Source organism: Gordonia effusa NBRC 100432 (assembly GCF_000241305.1).
Taxonomy (GTDB): Bacteria; Actinomycetota; Actinomycetes; order Mycobacteriales; family Mycobacteriaceae; genus Gordonia; species Gordonia effusa.
Genome location: NZ_BAEH01000008.1, coordinates 18,584 through 37,065, shown reverse-complemented (window position 1 = coordinate 37,065; position 18,482 = coordinate 18,584). Strand labels below are relative to the sequence as shown.

The following is an 18,482-nucleotide window of genomic DNA, read 5'->3' as shown; positions in this document are numbered from 1 at the left end:
GACCAAGTCAGCGAGTCGGGAACGGCCATGGATTCGGCCGGCAAACCAACGCCTCGTTGGCCTTCATGTCGGTGTCGAGCGCGACGATCTCGCGATTGGCCGTACCGAAGGTCTGCTGCATCATGATCGGCGCGAGCGCACCGTTTTCCTTACACGGCTGATGGGCTTCATAGCCGATGCCGTGTCCGGTCTCATGATTGACGAGGTACTGCCGGTAGCCCATGTCGTCGCCTTCATACGACCGCGCGCCGCGCACCCAACGCGCCTCGTTGAGCGTGACGCGCTTGGTCGGCGGATAGAAGCACGACGTCTCGAGTTTGATCTGGTAGCCGCATAACTCGCGAGCGGTATTCGACGATGTGAGCGAAATCCGCAGGTCGGGTTCACCGGAGTCGATTCGGCGGAAGGAAACTTTGCCATCGCCGGTCCAACTACGCGGGTTCGCGAGGGTGGCGTCGACGAACTTGCCGAAACTCCGGTCACCACCGAAATCCGAGCCGTTCAGGCCGTTCTCCACCTCGACGGTATAGGTGTAGATCTGGCCGCTGGTCCCGACCCGAGCGGTGGTCCCGGGTACCACGTGGAAGGTCTTCTTCCCGGTGCGAGTGAACGGCCCGCCGGCCGGCAACGCGCCCATCGGCAACGCAGCTTCGGCGATTGTGCCGGTCGGCGCACCGATTGGTTTGGACTCCTTGGTGACGTCGGTATTGCGCGCGGCCGGATCCGGGGTGGTTTCCGCGCCGTTGCCCTCGGTTTTGTGCTGCTGCACGGTGACGATGATGAGAGCGATGGTCAAGACCACGAGGACCGGAATCGCATATGCGCGCCAGCCGTAGGTGCTGACAAAGCGTCCGAGCGCGGTCTGCTTCTTGCGCTGGGTCTCCCGCTCGGACCGGTTGCGCCCGCTATCGTCGGTTGGATCCCAACGCGCACGCAGCGGCTGGTCGGGACGGGGACGTCGCGATCGCGATTGCTCCGCATCCGCCGTCGGACGCGACGAACCGCCGGTCGTCGGGGCGTAGGATGGACCGGAATGCGGGGTGTGCTGATTACTCCCGCTAGGGCCGTCGTCGGACTTCTGCTCGGGTCCGGTCGAACCATCGTCAGTTCGGCTCACGCGTTAACCTTCTCACAACCCCCGGTAAATGCCGGGGAGGGTACCTCGTGTCTTGGCCGAGGTTCATGCGCCCAGCGACAGTTGGTGGCCCCCTAGTAATCTGATCCGCATGTCAACCACAGCCAGTTCGCAGGCGGGGCGTAGCGGCGCTCGGTTACCGCGCAGCGCCCGACGCTTGCAGCTGTTGGACGCCGCCAGCGAGATCTTTGTCGAACGCGGGTATCACTCGGCCGGCATGGACGAGATCGCGATCCATGCGGGCGTGAGTAAACCCGTTCTCTATCAACACTTTCCGTCGAAACTCGATATGTATATCGCGGTTGTTGACTCACATGCCGAGAAGCTGGTCAGCGATGTCAACAGCGCATTGTCGGGTACCACGGACAACCGTCAACGTGTTCGGGCCGCGGTACAGGCGTTCTTCGATTTCATCGATCAGGATAATTCCGGCTATCGGCTGATCTTCTCCTCGGACGCAATGGATCCCGCGGTGATCCGGCGAGTCGAGGGTGCGACCGAAGCATGTGTCGACGCCATCTACGGGTTGGTCATGCACGATTCGGGACTTGATCCGTATCGCTCTCGCATGTTGGCCGCCGGCCTCGTCGGCGCGAGCCAGGTCAATGCTCGTTATTGGCTAGAAGCCCGCCGCCCGATCGACAAACAAACCGCGGTCGACACCACCGTCGCACTGCTCTGGGGCGGGCTATCGGCGGTCCCGATGCACGGCTTCTCCGAGGGTAAATCCGGCCAAACGCCATCCGCCGACGATCACTGATCGCCGGCGGAAGTCCCGAAAGTCGTTGCGAATAAAGGTTTTTTGACGCTCAGGCCGCGCCGAAGCCGACCTTGCGTGTTTCAGATTTGCCGACCTCGACGTAGGCGACCTTGGCAACGGGGATGACAAACCGCGCACCCTTTTCGTCGGTGAGCGTCAACAATGCCTGCTTGCCACCGAGCGCGTCCTCGATCGTTTTGTAGATATCGTCGCTGGAATCGGTGGACTGGATGGTCAGTTCACGGGGGCTATCGGTGATACCAATCTTAACTTCGACGCTCATGTCACCCAGACTAGTTCAGAACCTCACCGGTGAGTCACTCACTCCGCTGACAGCGAAAGCGGGATTCATCCCAGACCGAGGTCGGCCATCCGCTTCGCATGTCGCTCCGAGATCGAATCGAAGAACCGAGACACCGCCTGCAGATCGCCGGAGCCCTGGAAGAGCAGGTCGGTGACGTCCTCTTCCGCGGCGAGTACCCATTGCGCATGTGTGATCGCCTCGCCGAGCAGCCGACGCCCCCAGAGCGTGAGCGGCCCGCGCAGATCGGGTTCGGCCTCGATCTTGCCGCGTACTTGGTCGATAGCGAACAGCGAATTGTCCGTCTGCGCCATCACCCCTTCGACGACGGCTCGCGGGCCCGGCGGCAACATATGAGCGAGCTCAAGGTAGAAGTCAGCCGCCAATCCATCGCCGACATATGCCTTGACCATCGCTTCGTACCAGGTTTTTGGGTTGGTCGAGCCGTGATAGCGGTCGAAGACGTCCAGGTAGTCGCCGATCGCCTGGATCGGGTCGCCGCCACGCTGCTCTACCTGCTCGGCGAGTTGATCGAAATGCCCCATTTCAGCGCTCGCCATCCGCGCGATGGCCACCCTGCTGCCGATGTCCGGCGCCATCGCCGACTCGGCGATCAGTCGGGTGTAAGCCGCATACTCCCCCGCCAAGAGCACAGCGAACAGTTTGGCAATACCTTGCTCGACTGCCGCGTCCGATTCCGACTTCACCGGTGAACTCTCCGCCATAGTGCTAAATGGTAAGCGAGGGACGGCCGCGAGGTTCGGCCAAGTGCCCGGCAGACCCTCCGAACGGATCCGCCAACCGCGGCACCGGTGTTCACCAGCTACAATGGTCGGCGGCGTTGATCACCGCCGATACGCTGCGCCTGCGTTCTCCGCATTGCGAGCCGCGTCGAGAGTGACGATGCCGAATATTGTGCGCGCACACCTGAGCTTGCTCGACCAGCGCCCCGACGTCGGGGCGCCGCCGCGAGTCACACCGCATACTTGCTGGCAGGGAGCCTTTATGTGCGTGCGAGTGCACCTAGGAAGGCAAGACGCCACATGACAAATACGACCACCGGAAATCCCGCGCCACCCGGCGACGACGTACAGACCACCATCGTCGATGAGGAGCATGTCGCACCGACATTCGCCGAACTCGGCGTCGACGACCGAATTGTCTCGGCACTGGCCGACGACGGCAAGACCAACACCTTCGCGATCCAGGAACTGACCCTCCCGCTGGCCATCGGCGGCAGCGATCTAATCGGTCAGGCGCGTACCGGCATGGGTAAAACCCTCGGCTTCGGGGTGCCGCTGCTGCAACGCCTGGTGACTGCGAGTGACGCCGGGAGCGCAGCGAGCGGGTCACGTGATGCTGCTACACCGTCAGGCATTCGCCCCCTCGACAACACACCGCGTGCACTCGTCATCGTGCCGACCCGCGAGTTGTGTCTGCAGGTGACCGGCGATCTGGAGGTCGCCGCCAAGAAACTCACCGTCGAATTGCCCGACGGTGTGGTCCGGCCACTCAAGATCACGTCGATCTACGGCGGCCGACCGTATGAGGCGCAGATCGCCGAGTTGCAGGCCGGCGTCGACGTTGTGGTCGGTACCCCGGGCCGGCTCCTCGACCTCGCACAGCAGGGGCATCTCATTCTTGGCAAGGTCGCGATCCTCGTCCTCGACGAAGCCGACGAGATGTTGGATCTCGGCTTCCTCCCCGATATCGAACGCATCATGTCGGCATTGCCCGAGGCTAATCCTGAGCGCGGTGACTCCCGCCAGACGATGTTGTTCTCGGCGACCATGCCGGGTCCCATCGTTACCTTGGCGCGGACATTCCTGCACCGCCCCATGCATATTCGTGCTGAACACGCCAATGATTCGGCTGTTCACGAGCGCACCACGCAGCATGTCTATCGCGCCCATGCCCTAGATAAGGCAGAGTTGGTTGCCCGCGTGCTGCAGGCAACCGATCGCGGCGCGACGATGATTTTCACCCGCACCAAGCGGACCGCCCAGAAGGTCGCCGACGACCTCGCCGAACGCGGTTTCGCCGTCGGCGCGGTACACGGCGATCTCGGCCAGGTGGCACGCGAGAAGGCGCTCAAGAAATTCCGCGACGGAACGATCAATGTCCTCGTCGCCACCGACGTCGCCGCCCGCGGCATCGACATCGATGACGTCACCCACGTCATCAACTATCAGTGCCCCGAAGACGACAAGACATATGTGCACCGCATCGGCCGCACCGGACGCGCGGGACGTACCGGGACCGCGATCACTCTGGTTGACTGGGATGAGTTGCACCGGTGGGAACTGATCAACAACGCGCTCGGCCTGGGCGTACCCGATCCGGTGGAAACCTATTCCAGCTCTGAGCATTTGCGCGAAGAGCTGAACATCCCGGCCGATGCGACCGGTCGCGTCGGCGCTCCCCGCGCGACTGAAGGCGCCCCCAAACGTCCGGACGTCAAGCGGGAGCGGGGCGATGCCGAGCGCGCGAAACAGCGCAGCAACCGCCAGCGACGTCGGACCCGCGGCGGTCAGGGCTCCGGCAATGGCGAGGCCGATGACAAGACCCCTGCGACGACGGCAGCCCCCGACGACAACGCATCCGCGAATACCGAAGCCCCCTCCGGCGATGGCGCACCGCGAAAGCGACGCAGGCGTCGACGCCGTTCGAACGACACGTCGTCGACGACCGGCTCGGCCCCGGCCGACTCCGGTAGCGTTGCGGGCGGCGAGTCGGCGACCTAGCCCGGCCCGCGAATTGGATTCGTAAAGGGCAACTTTGGTCTCACCGGAACGCCGGCACCCGATCGACATCGCGGTGTCGCTGTGCATCGTCGCCGTGCTGGCGGTCGTCGGCGTCGCCGTGTGGTGGTTCAGCCCCGCGCGACACACCGAGAGCCTGCCGGCGAGCCGGGATGCGCCGCTGGTCGTCGAGCCGGAGGTCGCCCCCGAACGATTCGTCGAACGTTGGACGGCACCATCACCGGCGTCGTCGGTGCCGCAGACGGCGGAGTCGGTGGTCCTCACCGGCGCCGACGGCACCCTAGCCGGCCGAGATCCCGCCACCGGCCGGGTCCTCTGGCGATACACCCGCAACCTGCCGCTATGCGCGATCTCCGCCTGGGGCAGTGCGAGTGATGCCCTCGCCGTCGGGGTATATCAGAATTCCCGCGGGTGCGGCGAGGTGACCACGGTCAACGCCGCCTCCGGTCGACGGCAAGGTTCGCGGTCGAGCCTCGCCGATAAGACGATCCGGCTGGTTACCGACTCGGGCTATATGGTTTCGCAGGGCCCAACTCGGCTGGAGACCTGGGGAAACAACTTGGTCCGCGGCATCGAATACGGCCGCGTCGATTCTCCGGTGAAATTCGGGGTACAGCCGCATCAGGGCAAACTCTGTCTGATCCATTCGTCGGCGATTGCCGGGTCCCGGGTGGCGGTCATCGAACGCTGCGACAATGAGCCCGGGTTCCGGCTCACCGTGCTCGGTAGCACCCTGGACAAGGACGAGAAGGTCACCCAGTACGGGTCGATGATCCTCACCAGCGGTACAGCGCAGCCCGCACCCACGATCATCGCGATGTCGACGTCGGGGATCGCCGTCTACGACGGCGGCGGCAACAGCCCCGAACCGCGCGGAGCAACGATTCGCCAATTCGACTCGGACGGAGCGCAACTCGGCGAAAGTTCAGTTGTCGGGCCGCTCGCCGCGCCGGCCGATTCGCTCTCAGTGACCCGCGGCGGGCTCACGTCGTTCTGGACTGGAACGGGCACCGTGGTTCTCGATTCCCAAACCATCCGGCCGCTCTACCAGATCCCCAACACCCTGGGCCCGGGCATCGTGATGGGTGGGCAGCTTCTCATCCCGACGCGCGACGGCCTCACCGTGCGTAGGTCGACCGATGGGACCGAGGTACGTCGGATTCCGTTGTCCCGCAAGAACTATCAAGGGCAGACCATCGCCGCGGGGGTAATGGGAAGTATGCTTTACGAACAGTGGGGCGACGAGCTACACGCATACGGCGCCGCACCGATCGACAACTGACCTGCTACGTGGTTGAGACGAACGTCTCCAACTCGGCGTCGGATTGCCAATGCTTCCACAGGTTGTCAGCCAATTCACGGTAGGCGTCGGCGCCCTTATTCTTGCGGCCGCGCATCACTGAACTTCCCGACGCCGACGCTTCGGCGAAGCGCACGGTCCGCGGAATCGGTGGACTCAGCACCGGCAGGTCGTACCGGTCGGACACATCCGACAACACGTCACGACTATGAGTCGTACGCGAATCATAAAGTGTCGCAACAGCTCCCAACATCTCTAGGTTGGGATTGGTGATCTGCTGGATTTCGGTCACGGTGCGCAGCAACTGGCCAACGCCGCGGTGTGCCAGCGTCTCGCACTGCAACGGCACCACAACTTCGTCGGCGGCGGTTAGCCCGTTGAGTGTCAATACGCCGAGCGATGGCGGGCAATCGATCAGAATGACGTCGAAATCTTCGGCAACCTCGGCGAGCGCACGCTTGAGCGCGTATTCGCGACCGGGTCGCATCAACAGCAACGCTTCCGCGCCAGCGAGATCGATAGTGGCCGGCAGCAGTGTCACATTATCTTCGGTATCGAGCAGAACGTCGCCGATCTCCTCCTCCCCCAGCAGCACATCGTGTACCGACGTCTCCAACTGATCCGGGTCGTGGCCGAGCGAAAAGGTAAGGCAGCCTTGCGGATCCAGGTCTACCACCAGGACCGAGACATCGAGATCGGCAAGTGCGGCACCAATCGATTCGACCGTGGTGGTCTTAGCGACGCCACCCTTTTGATTTGCGATGGCAAGAGTGCGGGTCATACGGACATCGTATGGGCTGTGGCCGCCGAATGGGCGGCCGCACCCAACCTCGGTGAAACCCGTGCGTCGATTACGCTCCCGTGACGTTCCCGCCGTCTTCGTCCTCGCCGAAATCCTGGGCTAGCCACCGCACCGACGAGGGCATAAACAACAAAACCAGTACCGTTACCGCGGCGATGATAAGTGGCACGCTGTACCAGACTCGATACGCTCCGTAGTCGTGTTCACTGCCGGTCAGCAACGCGAACGCGACGGGCACCAACAGGATCTGGGCCACCACCGCAATCGCCCGGCCCCAGCGTCGCCCGGTGAGCAGTGCGAGTCCGCCGCAGAGCACTCCACCGCCGATGATGGCGAACCATGCGGCCGTGCCATAGCTATGGCTACTGGCAATCCGCCCACTTTCGTCGAGCAGTCCGAGAATCACCAGGACGATGGCAGCACCGACACCGAGAAATCCTTCGAGCGCGACCACGGCACCGGCCCGCCGAATAGACGTCGGTGGCTGGTGATCGTCGGTCGGGTGGCCCTGCGGCGCTTCATCCTGCACGCATCTCAGGGTATTGCCCGTTCCGCGGGTGCCGCACGCGGGGCGTTTTCACCCGCCACGATTATGCGGTTAGGTCCGCGACCCCATATCCTGGGCGCCGTGCGCGCCATGCTGATCGTGAACCCGTTCGCGACCTCGACGACCCCCGCGGGACGCGACGCATTGGTCAACACCCTCAACTCTCGGTTCGAGCTGATCGTCGAACAAACCACCCACCGAGGCCACGCTGGCGAGTTAGCCACGCGCGCCCGTGCCGAGGAGTGCGACGTCATCATCGTCCACGGCGGCGACGGATCGGTAAACGAAGTGGTCAACGGGGTTCTCGGCGCGCCCGACAGGTCGGACTCCACTACTGCCGACGATCTGCCGTCAGTCGGCGTCATTCCCGGCGGCAGCGCCAACGTCTTCGCGCGTGCGCTCGGCATCGAACGCGACCCTTTGCGCGCGACCGGCCAACTCATCGACCTACTCGCCACCGGCAAGCGGCGGGCGGTCAACCTCGGGCATACCGACGACCGCTGGTTCATCTTCAACTGCGGAATGGGCGTCGATGCGATGGTCGTTCGCGAAATGGAACGCAAACGCAACGCCGGCAAAGCCGCTACGCCCAACCGCTATCTGCGCACGACGGTCGCGACCTTCATCCGCCATCGAGCCGACGCCGCGCGTTTCGACGTCGAAGTCCGCCCGCACGCGACGTCGGACGGGTCGGCACCCACGGTGCATCTGCCCGACGTCGCATTCGGCTTTGTCAGCAATGCCAGCCCATGGACCTACCTCGGCGGCCGGGAAATCCGGACCAACCCCGATACCGATTTCCACAACGGTCTGGGCATCTTCGCCTCGACGTCGATGGGTTTTCTCCGCAACGTGCCGCTGGCCTACCGGTTGCTCGCCAACGTCGCGCCCAAGGCTGGCCATCTCTACCGCAATGACGATGTCAGTGAAGTGATATTTACCGCACCGCAGCCCCTTGACGTACAGATGGACGGCGACTACATCGGTACCCATCAGCACTTGAAATTCGGCTATCGCAAAGCGGCGTTACAGATCGTCGCACCCTGATTTACCTGCGGTTTCGCTCATCGCTGTGGCTAATCTCACGCTCGAACGCAGGCCCCCTACCTGGGCTTTTTCCAAAAAGGCCTGGTCAGATCGCTCGCAGCGTAGTACAACGGTACAGGGCGGTTTTCAGGTACCCCCTGTGTAGTGACTTTGACCACGTGTTAACGGAAGCCTATTGACTTAACGTCAATTCGTGAAAGTATTCACAAGCAACAACGCGGAAACATTCGGTGTGCGCGTGTGTGAACTAGCGGTAACAGCCAAAGAACTCACAACGAGTCGATGAGTGGTGCCCAAGGCACCTTTAGAAGGAGAAGGAATGGACTGGCGTCACAACGCAATCTGTCGCGATGAAGATCCGGAGTTGTTCTTCCCAGTGGGAACCAGCGGACCGGCCATCGCCCAGATCGCTGATGCGAAGCTCGTCTGCAACCGCTGCCCGGTTACAGCCGACTGCCTCTCGTGGGCACTGGACTCGGGCCAGGACGCCGGCGTGTGGGGTGGCATGAGCGAAGATGAGCGTCGCGCTCTCAAGCGCCGCAACGCTCGCACTCGCGCCCGCAGCATCGTCTGAACGGCGCTCTAGAAAAGTTCGCCGCCACAGCCCGGCGGCACAATCCTCGAAAGGACCCGGCACATTGCCGGGTCCTTTCGAGTTATATGCCCGAAAAACCTTGCACCACAATGTGTTTGACTCGCTAGCGGACTGGCACGGTCACCGTCGCGGTTGTGCCGCCACCCTCGCTGGCGCCAAGTTCTAGCACGCCCCCCAGGTCGATCTCCACCAGCGTGCGCACAATCTGCAGCCCCAGATGTTCCGAGGTGAATACGTCGAAGTCGCGCGGCAGGCCATGCCCGTCGTCGCTGATAGCTACTTTGAGCCTGCGCATATCGCGATGGCCGGTGATGGTGATCCGCCCGTGCGAGCCGTCGGACATACCGTGTTCGACCGAATTCTGGATCAGTTCGGACAACACCATCACCAGCGGCATCGCCAGTTCGGCGGGCAGCACACCCAGCCGGCCGCTGCGCTGCACCTGCGTGTGAGTGCCGCCAGCCGCGTCGAGCAACGTCGGCATCAGCCGATCGACGACCTCGTCGAGATCCAGTTCCTCGTCGACACTGCCCGACAGCAGCTCGTGAACCAGCGCGATCGACCCGACGCGTCGGTCAGCCTCGGTAAGAGCGGTACGCGCCTCCGGATACGACGTCCGGCGCGCCTGGAGCCGAAGCAACGCCGACACGCTCTGCAGATTGTTCTTTACCCGGTGATGGATTTCCCGAATCGTGGCGTCCTTGCTGATCAACGCGAGATCGCGGCGTTTGACCTCGGTGACGTCGCGGACGAGGACCACCGCGCCGGTGGTATGCGACGCCGGGCGTAGCGGTACCGCGCGGATGAGCACCGTTGCCCTGCGCGCGTTGACCTCCATCCGCATCGCGACGTCGGCGTCGACGGGCCGTTGGCCAACTGCCATCTTCAACATCTGCGCTGCGTCAGCCGCCTCGAACGCATCGGTCAGCAACGTCGTGATGACTTCGGCGAGCAGCGTTCCCGACAACTCCGCGCTGTAGCCCATGCGGTGGAATGCCGACAACGCATTCGGGCTGGCATAGACGACGGCGCCGTCGGGGTCGAGGCGGATGAAACCGTCGCCGGCACGAGGCGTCGATAAACCCGTCGGATTGTCCTCGGCGAGCGGGAAACCGCCGTCGCTGACCATCTGACACAGATCGTCGGCGCATTCGCTGTACGCGGCTTCTAGCGGCGACGGCAGACTCTGAGTGGAGGCGTCGACCGCTCGCGTCAGCACCGCGATGACCTCGCCGTCGAAGCCGATGGGCCACAGTTGGCGCCCAACCGTCACACCGCCGCTCGCCACCGTGTCGTGGGCGGGGTATCCGTCGAAAACCGCGTCGAGCGTCTTGGGACTGCCACCGTCGAGGACAGTGCCGACCTCATCGCGGGGCAATACCGTCGACGCCGTGTTCGGGCGGCACTGCGCCACCGTGAGGACTCGCGATGGCTCGTCGTCGGAGCCGACGGTACGAACCGACATGAGTAGGTCGGCGAAGGAAAGGTCGGCCAGTAGCTGCCATTCGGCGACAAGTCGCTGTAGGTGGCCCGCACCTTCGTCGGTCAGCGCGGTGTGGGCGGCCAGTAGGTCGGCGAGAGTCGACATCAGTCGCATCTCCGGCGACAGACGGGCGCGTCGCTACTGGTAGACCGCGATGACATCCCCGGCCTGGATCACATCGCCAACCTTGACCTTGACGTCGGCGAGCGTGCCCGCATCTTCAGCCAGTACCGGAATTTCCATTTTCATCGACTCCAGCAGCACCAGGGTGTCGCCAACCTGGACTGTCTGGCCGGCTGTCGCACGAACCTCAAGGACACTTGCGACGATCTCGGCGATGACATCCTCGGGCTGCGGGGAATTCTGATCTGCCATGCACCTAACCTAACCCACGCAGCTCGTCGGGAACGACTCCACACCGCTACTGACCAGTAAAGATCGTCGATGTTCGATGACACGTTTTCCGCTGAGCGGGCTCGACGTGGAAGAATAGACCGGCACTGAACATAAAGGAGATCCGTCATGGGTAAGCGCGGACGCAAGAAGCGTGCTCGTAAGAAGAACGCAGCCAACCACGGCAAGCGGCCAAACGCCTGACTCGGCTGAGTCAGTTACACCCGGGTGACCGGCGAACGAGAGTTCGCGGCAGCCCGGGTGTTTTGGTTTTTTCAACGAGTTCCAACAAAAAATCCCAGATCCCACACCTCGACGGTGTTGGATCTGGGACTTGGTGTGGGAGCGGAGACTATCCGCCGTCGGAGAATCGTTGCTCAGCGACGATGACCGTCTTGCGGATCTCCAGCGTCAGGCGGTCGCGCAACCCTTCCGGCGCATGGTCGCCGCCGCATTTGCGACTGATCAGCGCTTTGAGGTCTTTCTCGATGCCGTACCGCTCCAGGCAGGACGGGCAACGATCCAGGTGGCCCTGTAGTCGACTGCGGGCACCGGGATCGCATTCGTTGTCCAGCAGCAGCCAGACGTCGGCGATCACCGTCGAGCAATCGATCTGGGTGAACGTCGGATCTGCGTCGGATACCGCTGGGTCGGCGTCGGAGCCCTGCTGCTCCGCATGACCCGCGGTCATCGCGTCGCTCCCGATGCCGATGCCTTACGTGCTGCTCGATTGAACCCACGCTCGGCGGCAACGTCGGTCAACAGTTCACGCAGTTGACGTCGCCCGCGATGCAATCGCGACATGACGGTTCCAATCGGTGTATCCATGATCTCGGCTATCTCTTTGTAAGGGAGTCCCTCGACGTCGGCGTAATACACCGCCATCCGGAACTCCTCCGGTAGTTCTTGTAGCGCGTTCTTGATGTCGTCGTCGGGAAGCGCGTCGAGCGCTTCGATCTCCGCCGACCGCAGCCCCGTCGAAGTATGTTCAGCGTTGGCGGCCAACTGCCAGTCGGTGATCTCCTCGGTCGGATACTGCGCGGGTTGACGCTGCTTTTTGCGGTATCCGTTGATGTAGGTATTGGTCAGAATGCGATAGAGCCACGCCTTCAAGTTGGTGCCCTCGCGAAACGACTTAAACGCCGAGAACGCCTTGATGTAAGTCTCCTGAACCAGGTCCTCGGCATCAGCGGGATTGCGTGTCATCCGCAGCGCCGCACCGTACATCTGATCGAGCAGAGGCAGTGCGTCACGTTCAAAACGGGCCGACCGCTCGTCGTCGGTTTCGACATGCTCTTGCGGCTCGTCGGCGTTCTGGGGTGCGGGTTCGGTCACAACGATCCCTTCGGTCGCGATGCTCCGCCCGGCAGGTGCTCGCAGCGGAGGTGAAACGATATCCGCTAAGTTTACCGACCCGAAGACCTCGCCCGACGTCGCCATGTCACGCGTGCGTGCTGCCACACTCATGGACTGCCTTTCCTTCGCTGATCACAGGCTCAGGACAGGTAACGCTATGGGCAGCGCGGATTGTTCCCGATCCCGACATGGCACACTGACGAAGTCATGGCTGCCACTCCCGCGATCGCCGCATTGGAAAAGTCCGGCATCGCCCATCAGGTGCACAAGTACCGACACGATGCCCGGTCAACCGATTACGGCGCCGAGGCTGTCGATGCCCTCGGCCCGACGTTGGGCATCGTCGCGGCGCAGATTTTCAAGACACTCGTCGTCGACCTGTCGGGTTCGCTCGCGGTGGCAATCATCCCTGTGCCCCAACAACTTTCACTAAAGTCGACGGCAGCAGCGCTAGGCTCAGCGAAGGCTGTCATGGCCGACCCGAAAGCAGTGACGCGGTCAACCGGCTACGTGCTGGGCGGGGTGTCCCCGCTTGGGCAGCGCACCCGATTGGCCACCGTGATCGACTCTTCGGCCCAGACCTGGCCGACCATCTTGTGCAGTGCCGGTCGACGAGGTCTGGAGATCGCGCTCGACCCAGTCGATTTGATCGCGGCGACCGGCGCCATCATCGCCGACATCGCGGTGTGAACTGGCCAGAATCCCCCTGAACTCGGAGAATCCCCGCTCGCGACGGGGGATTTTCCAAGTTCGGGCGGATTTTGCGACGGGTTCTGTCGGTGGCACATGACAGCATGGACCCATGTGCGGACGTTATGCGGTTACCACTGACCCGGCGAAGCTGGCTGCCGAAATCGACGCGGTGAACGAGGTGCCGCCGCCAGAACCACCGGCCGACCTCGACGCCAATAAAGACAAGCAACTGACGCTCGATGGGGCATCAGCCTCGGACACGAAAGACTCGCGGCCCCCGTTCGTCAACTACAACGTCGCGCCGACCACCACGATCATGACCGTCGTGTCCCGTCATTCCCACGAACATCCCGACGACGATCCGACGCGGCGTATCCGCGCCATGCGCTGGGGCCTCGTGCCGAGTTGGGCGAAGGAGATCGGCAAAGGATCACTCTTCAACGCGCGCGCCGAGAGCGTCGGTGAGAAGGCATCGTTTCGCGGCTCGGTGAAATCCAAGCGCTGCCTGATCCCCATGGACGGTTGGTACGAATGGAAGAAGGTGGACGTACCCGGGGCGTCGAAACCCACGAAAGTCCCCTATTTCATGCATCCGCACGACGGCACTCGGCTTTTCATGGCCGGGCTGTGGTCGGTGTGGCGTCCGAAAGATGCCGACCGCGACACCCCGCCATTACTCAGCACAACCATTTTGACGACGGATTCGGTAGGACCGCTGCGCGATATCCATGACCGCATGCCGCTGATCATGCCGGTGGAAGACTGGGATGCCTGGCTCACTCCCGACGCCGCGGCACCGGCCGAGTTATTCAACGCACCGGCGTTGGCGCTGGCCGAGGCAATCACCATCAAAGAAGTGTCGCCACTGGTGAACCGTGTCAGCAATAACGGTCCCGAGTTGTTGGTGCCCGTGGATTAGCACCCGGTAAGCTCGCCGAATGCTTCATTGGCTGGCGACTCATTGGGCCGAGATCGTCGGCTTCGGCACTGGTGCCGCGTGCGTTCTTCTTGCCTCCTACCGCAAGATCTGGACATTTCCGGTCGGCATTGTGAACAACCTCGTGTTTATTGTTCTATTCGTCAGCACCGGCATCTACGCCAACGCCGGATTGCAGGTGGTCTATCTCGCGCTAGGACTTCATGGGTGGCGCAATTGGCATGCGCAACAAGGCCAACCGGAGTTCGTCCTTCGCATGCCACGCGCGGCGATACCCGCTCTGGTGGGCGCGGGCGTCGCTGCCACCACAGCGCTGACGTGGCTCCTAAGCGCTCACACCGATTCCACCGTGCCATTCGTCGACGCCGCGACCACCTCGGTCAGTCTGGTCGCGCAGTACATGCTCAATCGGCGATGGCTCGAATGCTGGATCGTATGGATTGTTGTCGATATCGCCTATGTCGCTTTATATTTCAGCGTCGGATTGCCGATCACCGCAGCACTCTACGTCCTTTTCATCGGCCTCTGTGTGCAGGGCATGCTCAGCTGGCGAATGCATCGCAGACAGACCGATGCGGCGGCAATCGCATGATCAGCAGTAGCGAACCGAACCGACCGGTTCGATACCGTCACGGTCTGATCATCGGCAAGTTCTATCCACCGCACCACGGGCACGATCATCTGATCCGCTCGGCTCTCCGGGTTTGCGACCGCGTCACCGTCGAACTGATCGGATCGTCGGGTGAGTCGATCCCGCTGGCGGACCGCGCCGCCTGGCTGCGCGAATCTCATCCCACTATCCATCTGATGACTGAAATCGACGACACACCAGTCGATTTCGATTCCGCCTCGGCATGGGATGCCCATATGCGGACTATCCGACGGCTGCTCGACGCCCCGGTCGACGCGGTGTTCAGCAGTGACGCCTACGGTGCCGAACTCGCGCGCCGACTCGATGCCGCTTGGGTTCAGGTTGACCCAGGTCGCCGCGCGAATCCCATCTCGGGAACCGCTGTGCGCGATGATCTTTTCGGCTGGTGGCCACAGCTTTCGGCGCCGGTCAGGGCCGGCCTTACGAGACGTATCGTCGTGCTCGGCGCGGAATCAACCGGGACGACGACGCTGACTACCGCTCTCGCACAGTCGTATTCGACATCATGGGTTCCCGAATATGGTCGCGAGTACTCGACGATCCGACCCGGCGGCCCCACCGAACCGTGGCGGTCGGACGAGTTCGACCTGATCGTCGATCGACAGATTCGACTCGAAACCGCGGCCGCTCGTGTCGCACCGACACCACTGTTATTCTGCGACACCGACGCTCTGGCGACTTCACTCTGGCACGAACGCTATGTCGGGAGCCCATCACCAACCGTGGTAGCGGCGGCTAATGCCCATCGACCACTGTTTTACATTCTCACCGGCGACGAGATCCCGTTCGTCGATGACGGTATGCGGGACGGCGAACATATCCGACACGATATGGCGCGGCGGTTCAGAGAGGTTCTGGCCGAACAGTCCGTGCCGTGGATAGAGGTGCGCGGAAGTGTAGAACAACGACTCCACGCTGCCCGGACCGCGTTGCGCGACATTATCGATGAGCGCTTTCGGTTCTCCCCTCCGCTGTGACAACGGCTTACCGTCGTACCTTTGGCCACACCGGCTCGCGAGCGTAATCTCCTGCTGTGACCCCAACTTTCCGACGCGGCGACGTCGCCGGGCTGACCCGACTGATCGTCAGCGTGTGCGTCGGCCTAACAAGTACCGTGATCCTCACCGCCACAACGGCATTCGACGCCCCGTTGGCCGGCTGGGCGCTGGGTGCGGGCTTGTTCGTCGCGTGGACCTGGATCGCGCTCGGGCCGATGAACGCCGACGACACAGCCGCACACGCATCGCGGGAGGAACCAAGTCATGGAGCAACGATGCTGGCGGTGATCGCGCTGGCCCTGGTGAGTCTAGGCGGTGTCGTGTTCGTACTTCTGCACAAGGACCACACCAGTTTGGTGGTTTCGACGCTCGCCGGCATCGTCGCATCCTGGGCAGCGATCCACACGATTTTCGCGGTGCACTACGCCCGGATCTATTTCACAGAACCGGTGGGCGGCATCGACTTTCACCAAGACAGCCCACCGGTCTACTCCGACTTCGCCTACGTCGGGTTCACCGTCGGCATGAGTTTCGCGATCTCCGATACCGACCTCGGGTCATCGGCGATGCGACGACCCGCGCTGGCCCATGCCCTTCTCAGCTACCTGTTCGGCACCGTCATCGTGGCGCTGCTGGTGAACCTCGTCGCGGGGTTGTGAAATCTACCGGTACCCGTAATCGTCGAGCGGGAACCGGCCCATCTCCCGCAGTGTCGCTGGCGTCGACTTCGGCCGCAGAAGAGCAGCCTCGCCCGCTTTGTTGAAGTAGTAACTCCGCGACGTCGAGCAGTCACCGTTGTAGAAGACCGACGACCCCAGACGCAGGGTGACTTCGTCGAGGAACTGCGCGTTGGCCTGTGCAGTCACCTCGAAGGTCTGCTTGCCGCGACGCTTCAGTTCACCGAACAGCCGTGCCATGTGCTTCATCTGCCCCTCGATCGTCGTGAAGTACGACAGACCGCTGTAGGAGTAGGGACTATTCAATGACAGGAAGTTCGGGAACTTCGGCACCGTGATGCCCTCGTAGGCCTGAAACCTCTTCTCGCGCCACCATTTACCGAGATTCAGACCGTCGCGGCCGATCACTTCGATGGCGGGAAAGTTGGTATCCCACAGGTCGAAACCGGTCGCAAGGACCAATGTGTCGATCGTAACCTTGCCAGCTTCGGTGACGATGCCGTCCGGTTCAACGCGCACAATCGAATTAGTCTCCAGCGCCACGTTGGGCTGATTGAACACCGGGAAGTAGGTGTTCGAGAAAGTGGGCCGCTTACAGCCGAAATCGTATGTGGGCGTGAGCTTTCGGCGTGTCTCCGGATCGCGGACCTGACGTCGCATGTGGGCCTTGGCAAGCAATGCCGCCCCTTTATTGCCCAGGGTGAACTGTTTGAAATGAAGCACGCCGGTGACCATCAGCACTTCCAGCATCGCCGACGACACCATGCGTGCTGCCTTCTGCGTCAACGGAACTCGCGCGAACGCATCCTGCACGCGCCGCGGAATCGACATTTGCGTCTTCGGCACCACCCAGATCGGAGTGCGCTGAAAGACGGTGAGTTCGAGTGCTTCTTTGGCCAGCTCCGGGATCAACTGGACGGCGGTGGCACCGGTTCCAATGATCGCGACCCGCTCCCCGGTGAACTCGCGACCGTCAGGCCAGGCAGTGGTGTGGATGATGTCGCCGGCAAAGCTGCCGATGCCGGGGAAGTCGGGGACGTGCGGCTGCGAGAGGAAACCGGTCGCCGTGACCAGATACCGACCGGTGCGCAGCGATCCGTCGGAGGTCCGCACCCGCCAGTGCTGCGCGTCGTCATCCCATTCGGCACCGTCGACGACGGTGTTGAACTCCATATGCCGTTTGAGGTCGTATTTGTCGGCAACGTCGGTGGCGTACTGCTTCAGTTCGGAACCAGGCGCGAACAGTTCGGACCATCGAGGATTCGGCTCGAACGAGTATGAGTAGGTGACCGACGGAATGTCGACGGCGAGACCCGGGTAGTGATTGACATGCCACGTGCCGCCAAGATCGTCCTCACGCTCGAGAATGGCGAGGTTGCTGTATCCAAGCCGTTTGAGTTCGATGGCGGCACCCATGCCACCAAAGCCGGCACCGACGATGATCGCGTCGTAGTCAGGTTCCATCATGTCCCTCAATGTCTCGATCGTCCTTGATATGTAACTCGGCGTCACACATAACGTGTGGCTAACATTACATCGTTCGTCGGCAGCGTCGAAAGACCTGCCGCCCGCAACCCGTTCTCAGGAGTAACGCGTGACCGGATTCGGAATCGACCAACTCGGTCTCGACACCAAAATCACCCTGCTGGCGGCCGGTGTGATTTTCCTCTGGGCACTGATACTGGGCGTGTGGAAGTACCACGGAATAATGACGTCGCCACAGCATCAGGCGCATGTATACGTCGACATCGCACATCGTGCGGCGCTGATGTACGCATTCGCGACGGCGCTGATCGCGATCTTCGTTCAACTCAGTGCCTGGTCGACGACGCTGAACCTGATCGCGGCCGGCGTGCTCGTCTTCTTCTTCGTCGCCGCCATCGCGAGTTACTGCCTGCATGGAGCCCTACGCGACACCGATAATCAATTCGCGACGCCGACACCGGGCACCACGCCGTTCATGTACGCGCTGATCGTCGGCGAGATCGGCGCATTCGCGGTTCTGCTCGCTGGCTTCATCAAGGCATGGACCTCGTAACCGGCG

General features: G+C 62.5%; 22 protein-coding genes. 12 read left to right on the top strand and 10 right to left on the bottom strand.

All coding sequences use genetic code 11. The features are described 5' to 3' along the window. Positions 1 to 7: 7 nt before the first annotated feature. Positions 8 to 1,117: a DUF3152 domain-containing protein gene (locus GOEFS_RS00880; RefSeq protein ID WP_007315971.1), complete on the bottom strand. Its 1,110-nt coding sequence runs from the start codon at positions 1,115 to 1,117 to the stop codon at positions 8 to 10. A 109-nt stretch (positions 1,118 to 1,226) separates the two neighbouring features. Here GOEFS_RS00880 and fasR point away from each other — a divergent pair, with 109 nt between their 5' ends. Continuing rightward, positions 1,227 to 1,895, top strand: a complete 669-nt coding sequence (fasR, locus tag GOEFS_RS00875; RefSeq protein WP_040524175.1) for an HTH-type transcriptional activator FasR — start codon at positions 1,227 to 1,229, stop codon at positions 1,893 to 1,895. A 49-nt stretch (positions 1,896 to 1,944) separates the two neighbouring features. Here fasR and GOEFS_RS00870 read toward each other — a convergent pair whose 3' ends face one another. Then, complete coding sequence (locus GOEFS_RS00870) at positions 1,945 to 2,178, bottom strand: DUF3107 domain-containing protein (RefSeq protein ID WP_007315969.1); 234 nt, start codon at positions 2,176 to 2,178, stop codon at positions 1,945 to 1,947. Positions 2,179 to 2,243: 65 nt separating this feature from the next. Then, positions 2,244 to 2,921 (bottom strand): ferritin-like fold-containing protein, encoded by a 678-nt coding sequence (locus GOEFS_RS00865; RefSeq protein ID WP_007315968.1) that lies wholly within the window; start codon positions 2,919 to 2,921, stop codon positions 2,244 to 2,246. A gap of 318 nt (positions 2,922 to 3,239) precedes the next feature. On the opposite strand from GOEFS_RS00865, the gene GOEFS_RS00860 reads away from it, so the two are divergent. Further along, entirely contained in the window at positions 3,240 to 4,940 is a 1,701-nt protein-coding gene (locus GOEFS_RS00860; protein ID WP_007315967.1) for a DEAD/DEAH box helicase, read from the top strand. A 34-nt stretch (positions 4,941 to 4,974) separates the two neighbouring features. Further along, positions 4,975 to 6,240: an Rv3212 family protein gene (locus GOEFS_RS00855; protein WP_007315966.1), complete on the top strand. Its 1,266-nt coding sequence runs from the start codon at positions 4,975 to 4,977 to the stop codon at positions 6,238 to 6,240. A gap of 4 nt (positions 6,241 to 6,244) precedes the next feature. On the opposite strand, the gene GOEFS_RS00850 is transcribed toward GOEFS_RS00855, so the two are convergent. Further along, entirely contained in the window at positions 6,245 to 7,039 is a 795-nt protein-coding gene (locus GOEFS_RS00850; protein ID WP_007315965.1) for a ParA family protein, read from the bottom strand. Positions 7,040 to 7,109: 70 nt separating this feature from the next. Further along, on the bottom strand, positions 7,110 to 7,589 hold the full coding sequence (locus GOEFS_RS00845; protein WP_050949719.1) for a hypothetical protein: 480 nt from the start codon (positions 7,587 to 7,589) through the stop codon (positions 7,110 to 7,112). A gap of 108 nt (positions 7,590 to 7,697) precedes the next feature. On the opposite strand from GOEFS_RS00845, the gene GOEFS_RS00840 reads away from it, so the two are divergent. Both GOEFS_RS00840 and GOEFS_RS00835 read left to right on the top strand, forming a co-directional pair. Beyond that, positions 7,698 to 8,654, top strand: coding sequence for a diacylglycerol/lipid kinase family protein (locus tag GOEFS_RS00840; protein WP_040524185.1), 957 nt, complete (start codon positions 7,698 to 7,700; stop codon positions 8,652 to 8,654). Between the two features lie 319 nt (positions 8,655 to 8,973). Next, positions 8,974 to 9,228, top strand: a complete 255-nt coding sequence (locus GOEFS_RS00835) for a WhiB family transcriptional regulator (RefSeq protein WP_007315962.1) — start codon at positions 8,974 to 8,976, stop codon at positions 9,226 to 9,228. 124 nt (positions 9,229 to 9,352) lie between these two features. Here GOEFS_RS00835 and GOEFS_RS00830 read toward each other — a convergent pair whose 3' ends face one another. Both GOEFS_RS00830 and GOEFS_RS00825 read right to left on the bottom strand, forming a co-directional pair. Continuing rightward, on the bottom strand, positions 9,353 to 10,837 hold the full coding sequence (locus GOEFS_RS00830) for a sensor histidine kinase (RefSeq protein ID WP_007315961.1): 1,485 nt from the start codon (positions 10,835 to 10,837) through the stop codon (positions 9,353 to 9,355). 33 nt (positions 10,838 to 10,870) lie between these two features. Next, positions 10,871 to 11,107 (bottom strand): biotin/lipoyl-binding carrier protein, encoded by a 237-nt coding sequence (locus GOEFS_RS00825; RefSeq protein ID WP_007315960.1) that lies wholly within the window; start codon positions 11,105 to 11,107, stop codon positions 10,871 to 10,873. Positions 11,108 to 11,254: 147 nt separating this feature from the next. On the opposite strand from GOEFS_RS00825, the gene GOEFS_RS23950 reads away from it, so the two are divergent. Beyond that, on the top strand, positions 11,255 to 11,329 hold the full coding sequence (locus GOEFS_RS23950) for a 50S ribosomal protein bL37 (protein WP_369758845.1): 75 nt from the start codon (positions 11,255 to 11,257) through the stop codon (positions 11,327 to 11,329). Between the two features lie 148 nt (positions 11,330 to 11,477). Here the strand turns inward: GOEFS_RS23950 and rsrA are convergent, their stop codons facing one another. Then, positions 11,478 to 11,816 (bottom strand): mycothiol system anti-sigma-R factor, encoded by a 339-nt coding sequence (rsrA, locus tag GOEFS_RS00820; protein ID WP_007315959.1) that lies wholly within the window; start codon positions 11,814 to 11,816, stop codon positions 11,478 to 11,480. Beyond that, complete coding sequence (locus GOEFS_RS00815; protein ID WP_007315958.1) at positions 11,813 to 12,592, bottom strand: sigma-70 family RNA polymerase sigma factor; 780 nt, start codon at positions 12,590 to 12,592, stop codon at positions 11,813 to 11,815. Before GOEFS_RS00815 ends, rsrA begins: the two co-directional genes overlap by 4 nt. A gap of 96 nt (positions 12,593 to 12,688) precedes the next feature. Here GOEFS_RS00815 and GOEFS_RS00810 point away from each other — a divergent pair, with 96 nt between their 5' ends. The 5 genes from GOEFS_RS00810 (at position 12,689) to GOEFS_RS00790 (ending at position 16,420) form a co-directional block, all read left to right on the top strand. Continuing rightward, positions 12,689 to 13,171 carry an aminoacyl-tRNA deacylase gene (locus tag GOEFS_RS00810; RefSeq protein WP_007315957.1) on the top strand — a complete coding sequence of 161 codons (483 nt, stop codon included), beginning with the start codon at positions 12,689 to 12,691 and terminating at the stop codon, positions 13,169 to 13,171. A gap of 112 nt (positions 13,172 to 13,283) precedes the next feature. Beyond that, complete coding sequence (locus tag GOEFS_RS00805) at positions 13,284 to 14,093, top strand: SOS response-associated peptidase (protein WP_007315956.1); 810 nt, start codon at positions 13,284 to 13,286, stop codon at positions 14,091 to 14,093. 19 nt (positions 14,094 to 14,112) lie between these two features. Continuing rightward, positions 14,113 to 14,703, top strand: a complete 591-nt coding sequence (gene pnuC / locus GOEFS_RS00800) for a nicotinamide riboside transporter PnuC (RefSeq protein WP_007315955.1) — start codon at positions 14,113 to 14,115, stop codon at positions 14,701 to 14,703. Further along, positions 14,700 to 15,740, top strand: coding sequence for an AAA family ATPase (locus tag GOEFS_RS00795; protein WP_007315954.1), 1,041 nt, complete (start codon positions 14,700 to 14,702; stop codon positions 15,738 to 15,740). Before pnuC ends, GOEFS_RS00795 begins: the two co-directional genes overlap by 4 nt. Positions 15,741 to 15,796: 56 nt before the next feature. Next, on the top strand, positions 15,797 to 16,420 hold the full coding sequence (locus GOEFS_RS00790) for a DUF1345 domain-containing protein (protein ID WP_007315953.1): 624 nt from the start codon (positions 15,797 to 15,799) through the stop codon (positions 16,418 to 16,420). A 3-nt stretch (positions 16,421 to 16,423) separates the two neighbouring features. Here the strand turns inward: GOEFS_RS00790 and GOEFS_RS00785 are convergent, their stop codons facing one another. Next, positions 16,424 to 17,902, bottom strand: a complete 1,479-nt coding sequence (locus tag GOEFS_RS00785) for a flavin-containing monooxygenase (protein WP_007315952.1) — start codon at positions 17,900 to 17,902, stop codon at positions 16,424 to 16,426. A gap of 130 nt (positions 17,903 to 18,032) precedes the next feature. On the opposite strand from GOEFS_RS00785, the gene GOEFS_RS00780 reads away from it, so the two are divergent. Beyond that, a complete protein-coding gene (locus GOEFS_RS00780; RefSeq protein ID WP_007315951.1) occupies positions 18,033 to 18,476 on the top strand; it encodes a hypothetical protein in 444 nt (147 codons plus the stop codon). Positions 18,477 to 18,482 lie beyond the last annotated feature (6 nt).

Excerpts from the sequence above, each read along its gene's own strand:
- fasR (WP_040524175.1), top strand. The coding sequence starts at position 1,227 with ATGTCAACCACAGCCAGTTCGCAGGCGGGGCGTAGCGGCGCTCGGTTA.
- GOEFS_RS00870 (WP_007315969.1), bottom strand. The coding sequence starts at position 2,178 with ATGAGCGTCGAAGTTAAGATTGGTATCACCGATAGCCCCCGTGAACTG.
- GOEFS_RS00865 (WP_007315968.1), bottom strand. The coding sequence starts at position 2,921 with ATGGCGGAGAGTTCACCGGTGAAGTCGGAATCGGACGCGGCAGTCGAG.
- GOEFS_RS00860 (WP_007315967.1), top strand. The coding sequence starts at position 3,240 with ATGACAAATACGACCACCGGAAATCCCGCGCCACCCGGCGACGACGTA.
- GOEFS_RS00850 (WP_007315965.1), bottom strand. The coding sequence starts at position 7,039 with ATGACCCGCACTCTTGCCATCGCAAATCAAAAGGGTGGCGTCGCTAAG.
- GOEFS_RS00840 (WP_040524185.1), top strand. The coding sequence starts at position 7,698 with ATGCTGATCGTGAACCCGTTCGCGACCTCGACGACCCCCGCGGGACGC.
- GOEFS_RS00835 (WP_007315962.1), top strand. The coding sequence starts at position 8,974 with ATGGACTGGCGTCACAACGCAATCTGTCGCGATGAAGATCCGGAGTTG.
- GOEFS_RS00830 (WP_007315961.1), bottom strand. The coding sequence starts at position 10,837 with ATGTCGACTCTCGCCGACCTACTGGCCGCCCACACCGCGCTGACCGAC.
- GOEFS_RS00825 (WP_007315960.1), bottom strand. The coding sequence starts at position 11,107 with ATGGCAGATCAGAATTCCCCGCAGCCCGAGGATGTCATCGCCGAGATC.
- rsrA (WP_007315959.1), bottom strand. The coding sequence starts at position 11,816 with ATGACCGCGGGTCATGCGGAGCAGCAGGGCTCCGACGCCGACCCAGCG.
- GOEFS_RS00815 (WP_007315958.1), bottom strand. The coding sequence starts at position 12,592 with ATGAGTGTGGCAGCACGCACGCGTGACATGGCGACGTCGGGCGAGGTC.
- GOEFS_RS00810 (WP_007315957.1), top strand. The coding sequence starts at position 12,689 with ATGGCTGCCACTCCCGCGATCGCCGCATTGGAAAAGTCCGGCATCGCC.
- GOEFS_RS00805 (WP_007315956.1), top strand. The coding sequence starts at position 13,284 with ATGTGCGGACGTTATGCGGTTACCACTGACCCGGCGAAGCTGGCTGCC.
- pnuC (WP_007315955.1), top strand. The coding sequence starts at position 14,113 with ATGCTTCATTGGCTGGCGACTCATTGGGCCGAGATCGTCGGCTTCGGC.
- GOEFS_RS00795 (WP_007315954.1), top strand. The coding sequence starts at position 14,700 with ATGATCAGCAGTAGCGAACCGAACCGACCGGTTCGATACCGTCACGGT.
- GOEFS_RS00785 (WP_007315952.1), bottom strand. The coding sequence starts at position 17,902 with ATGGAACCTGACTACGACGCGATCATCGTCGGTGCCGGCTTTGGTGGC.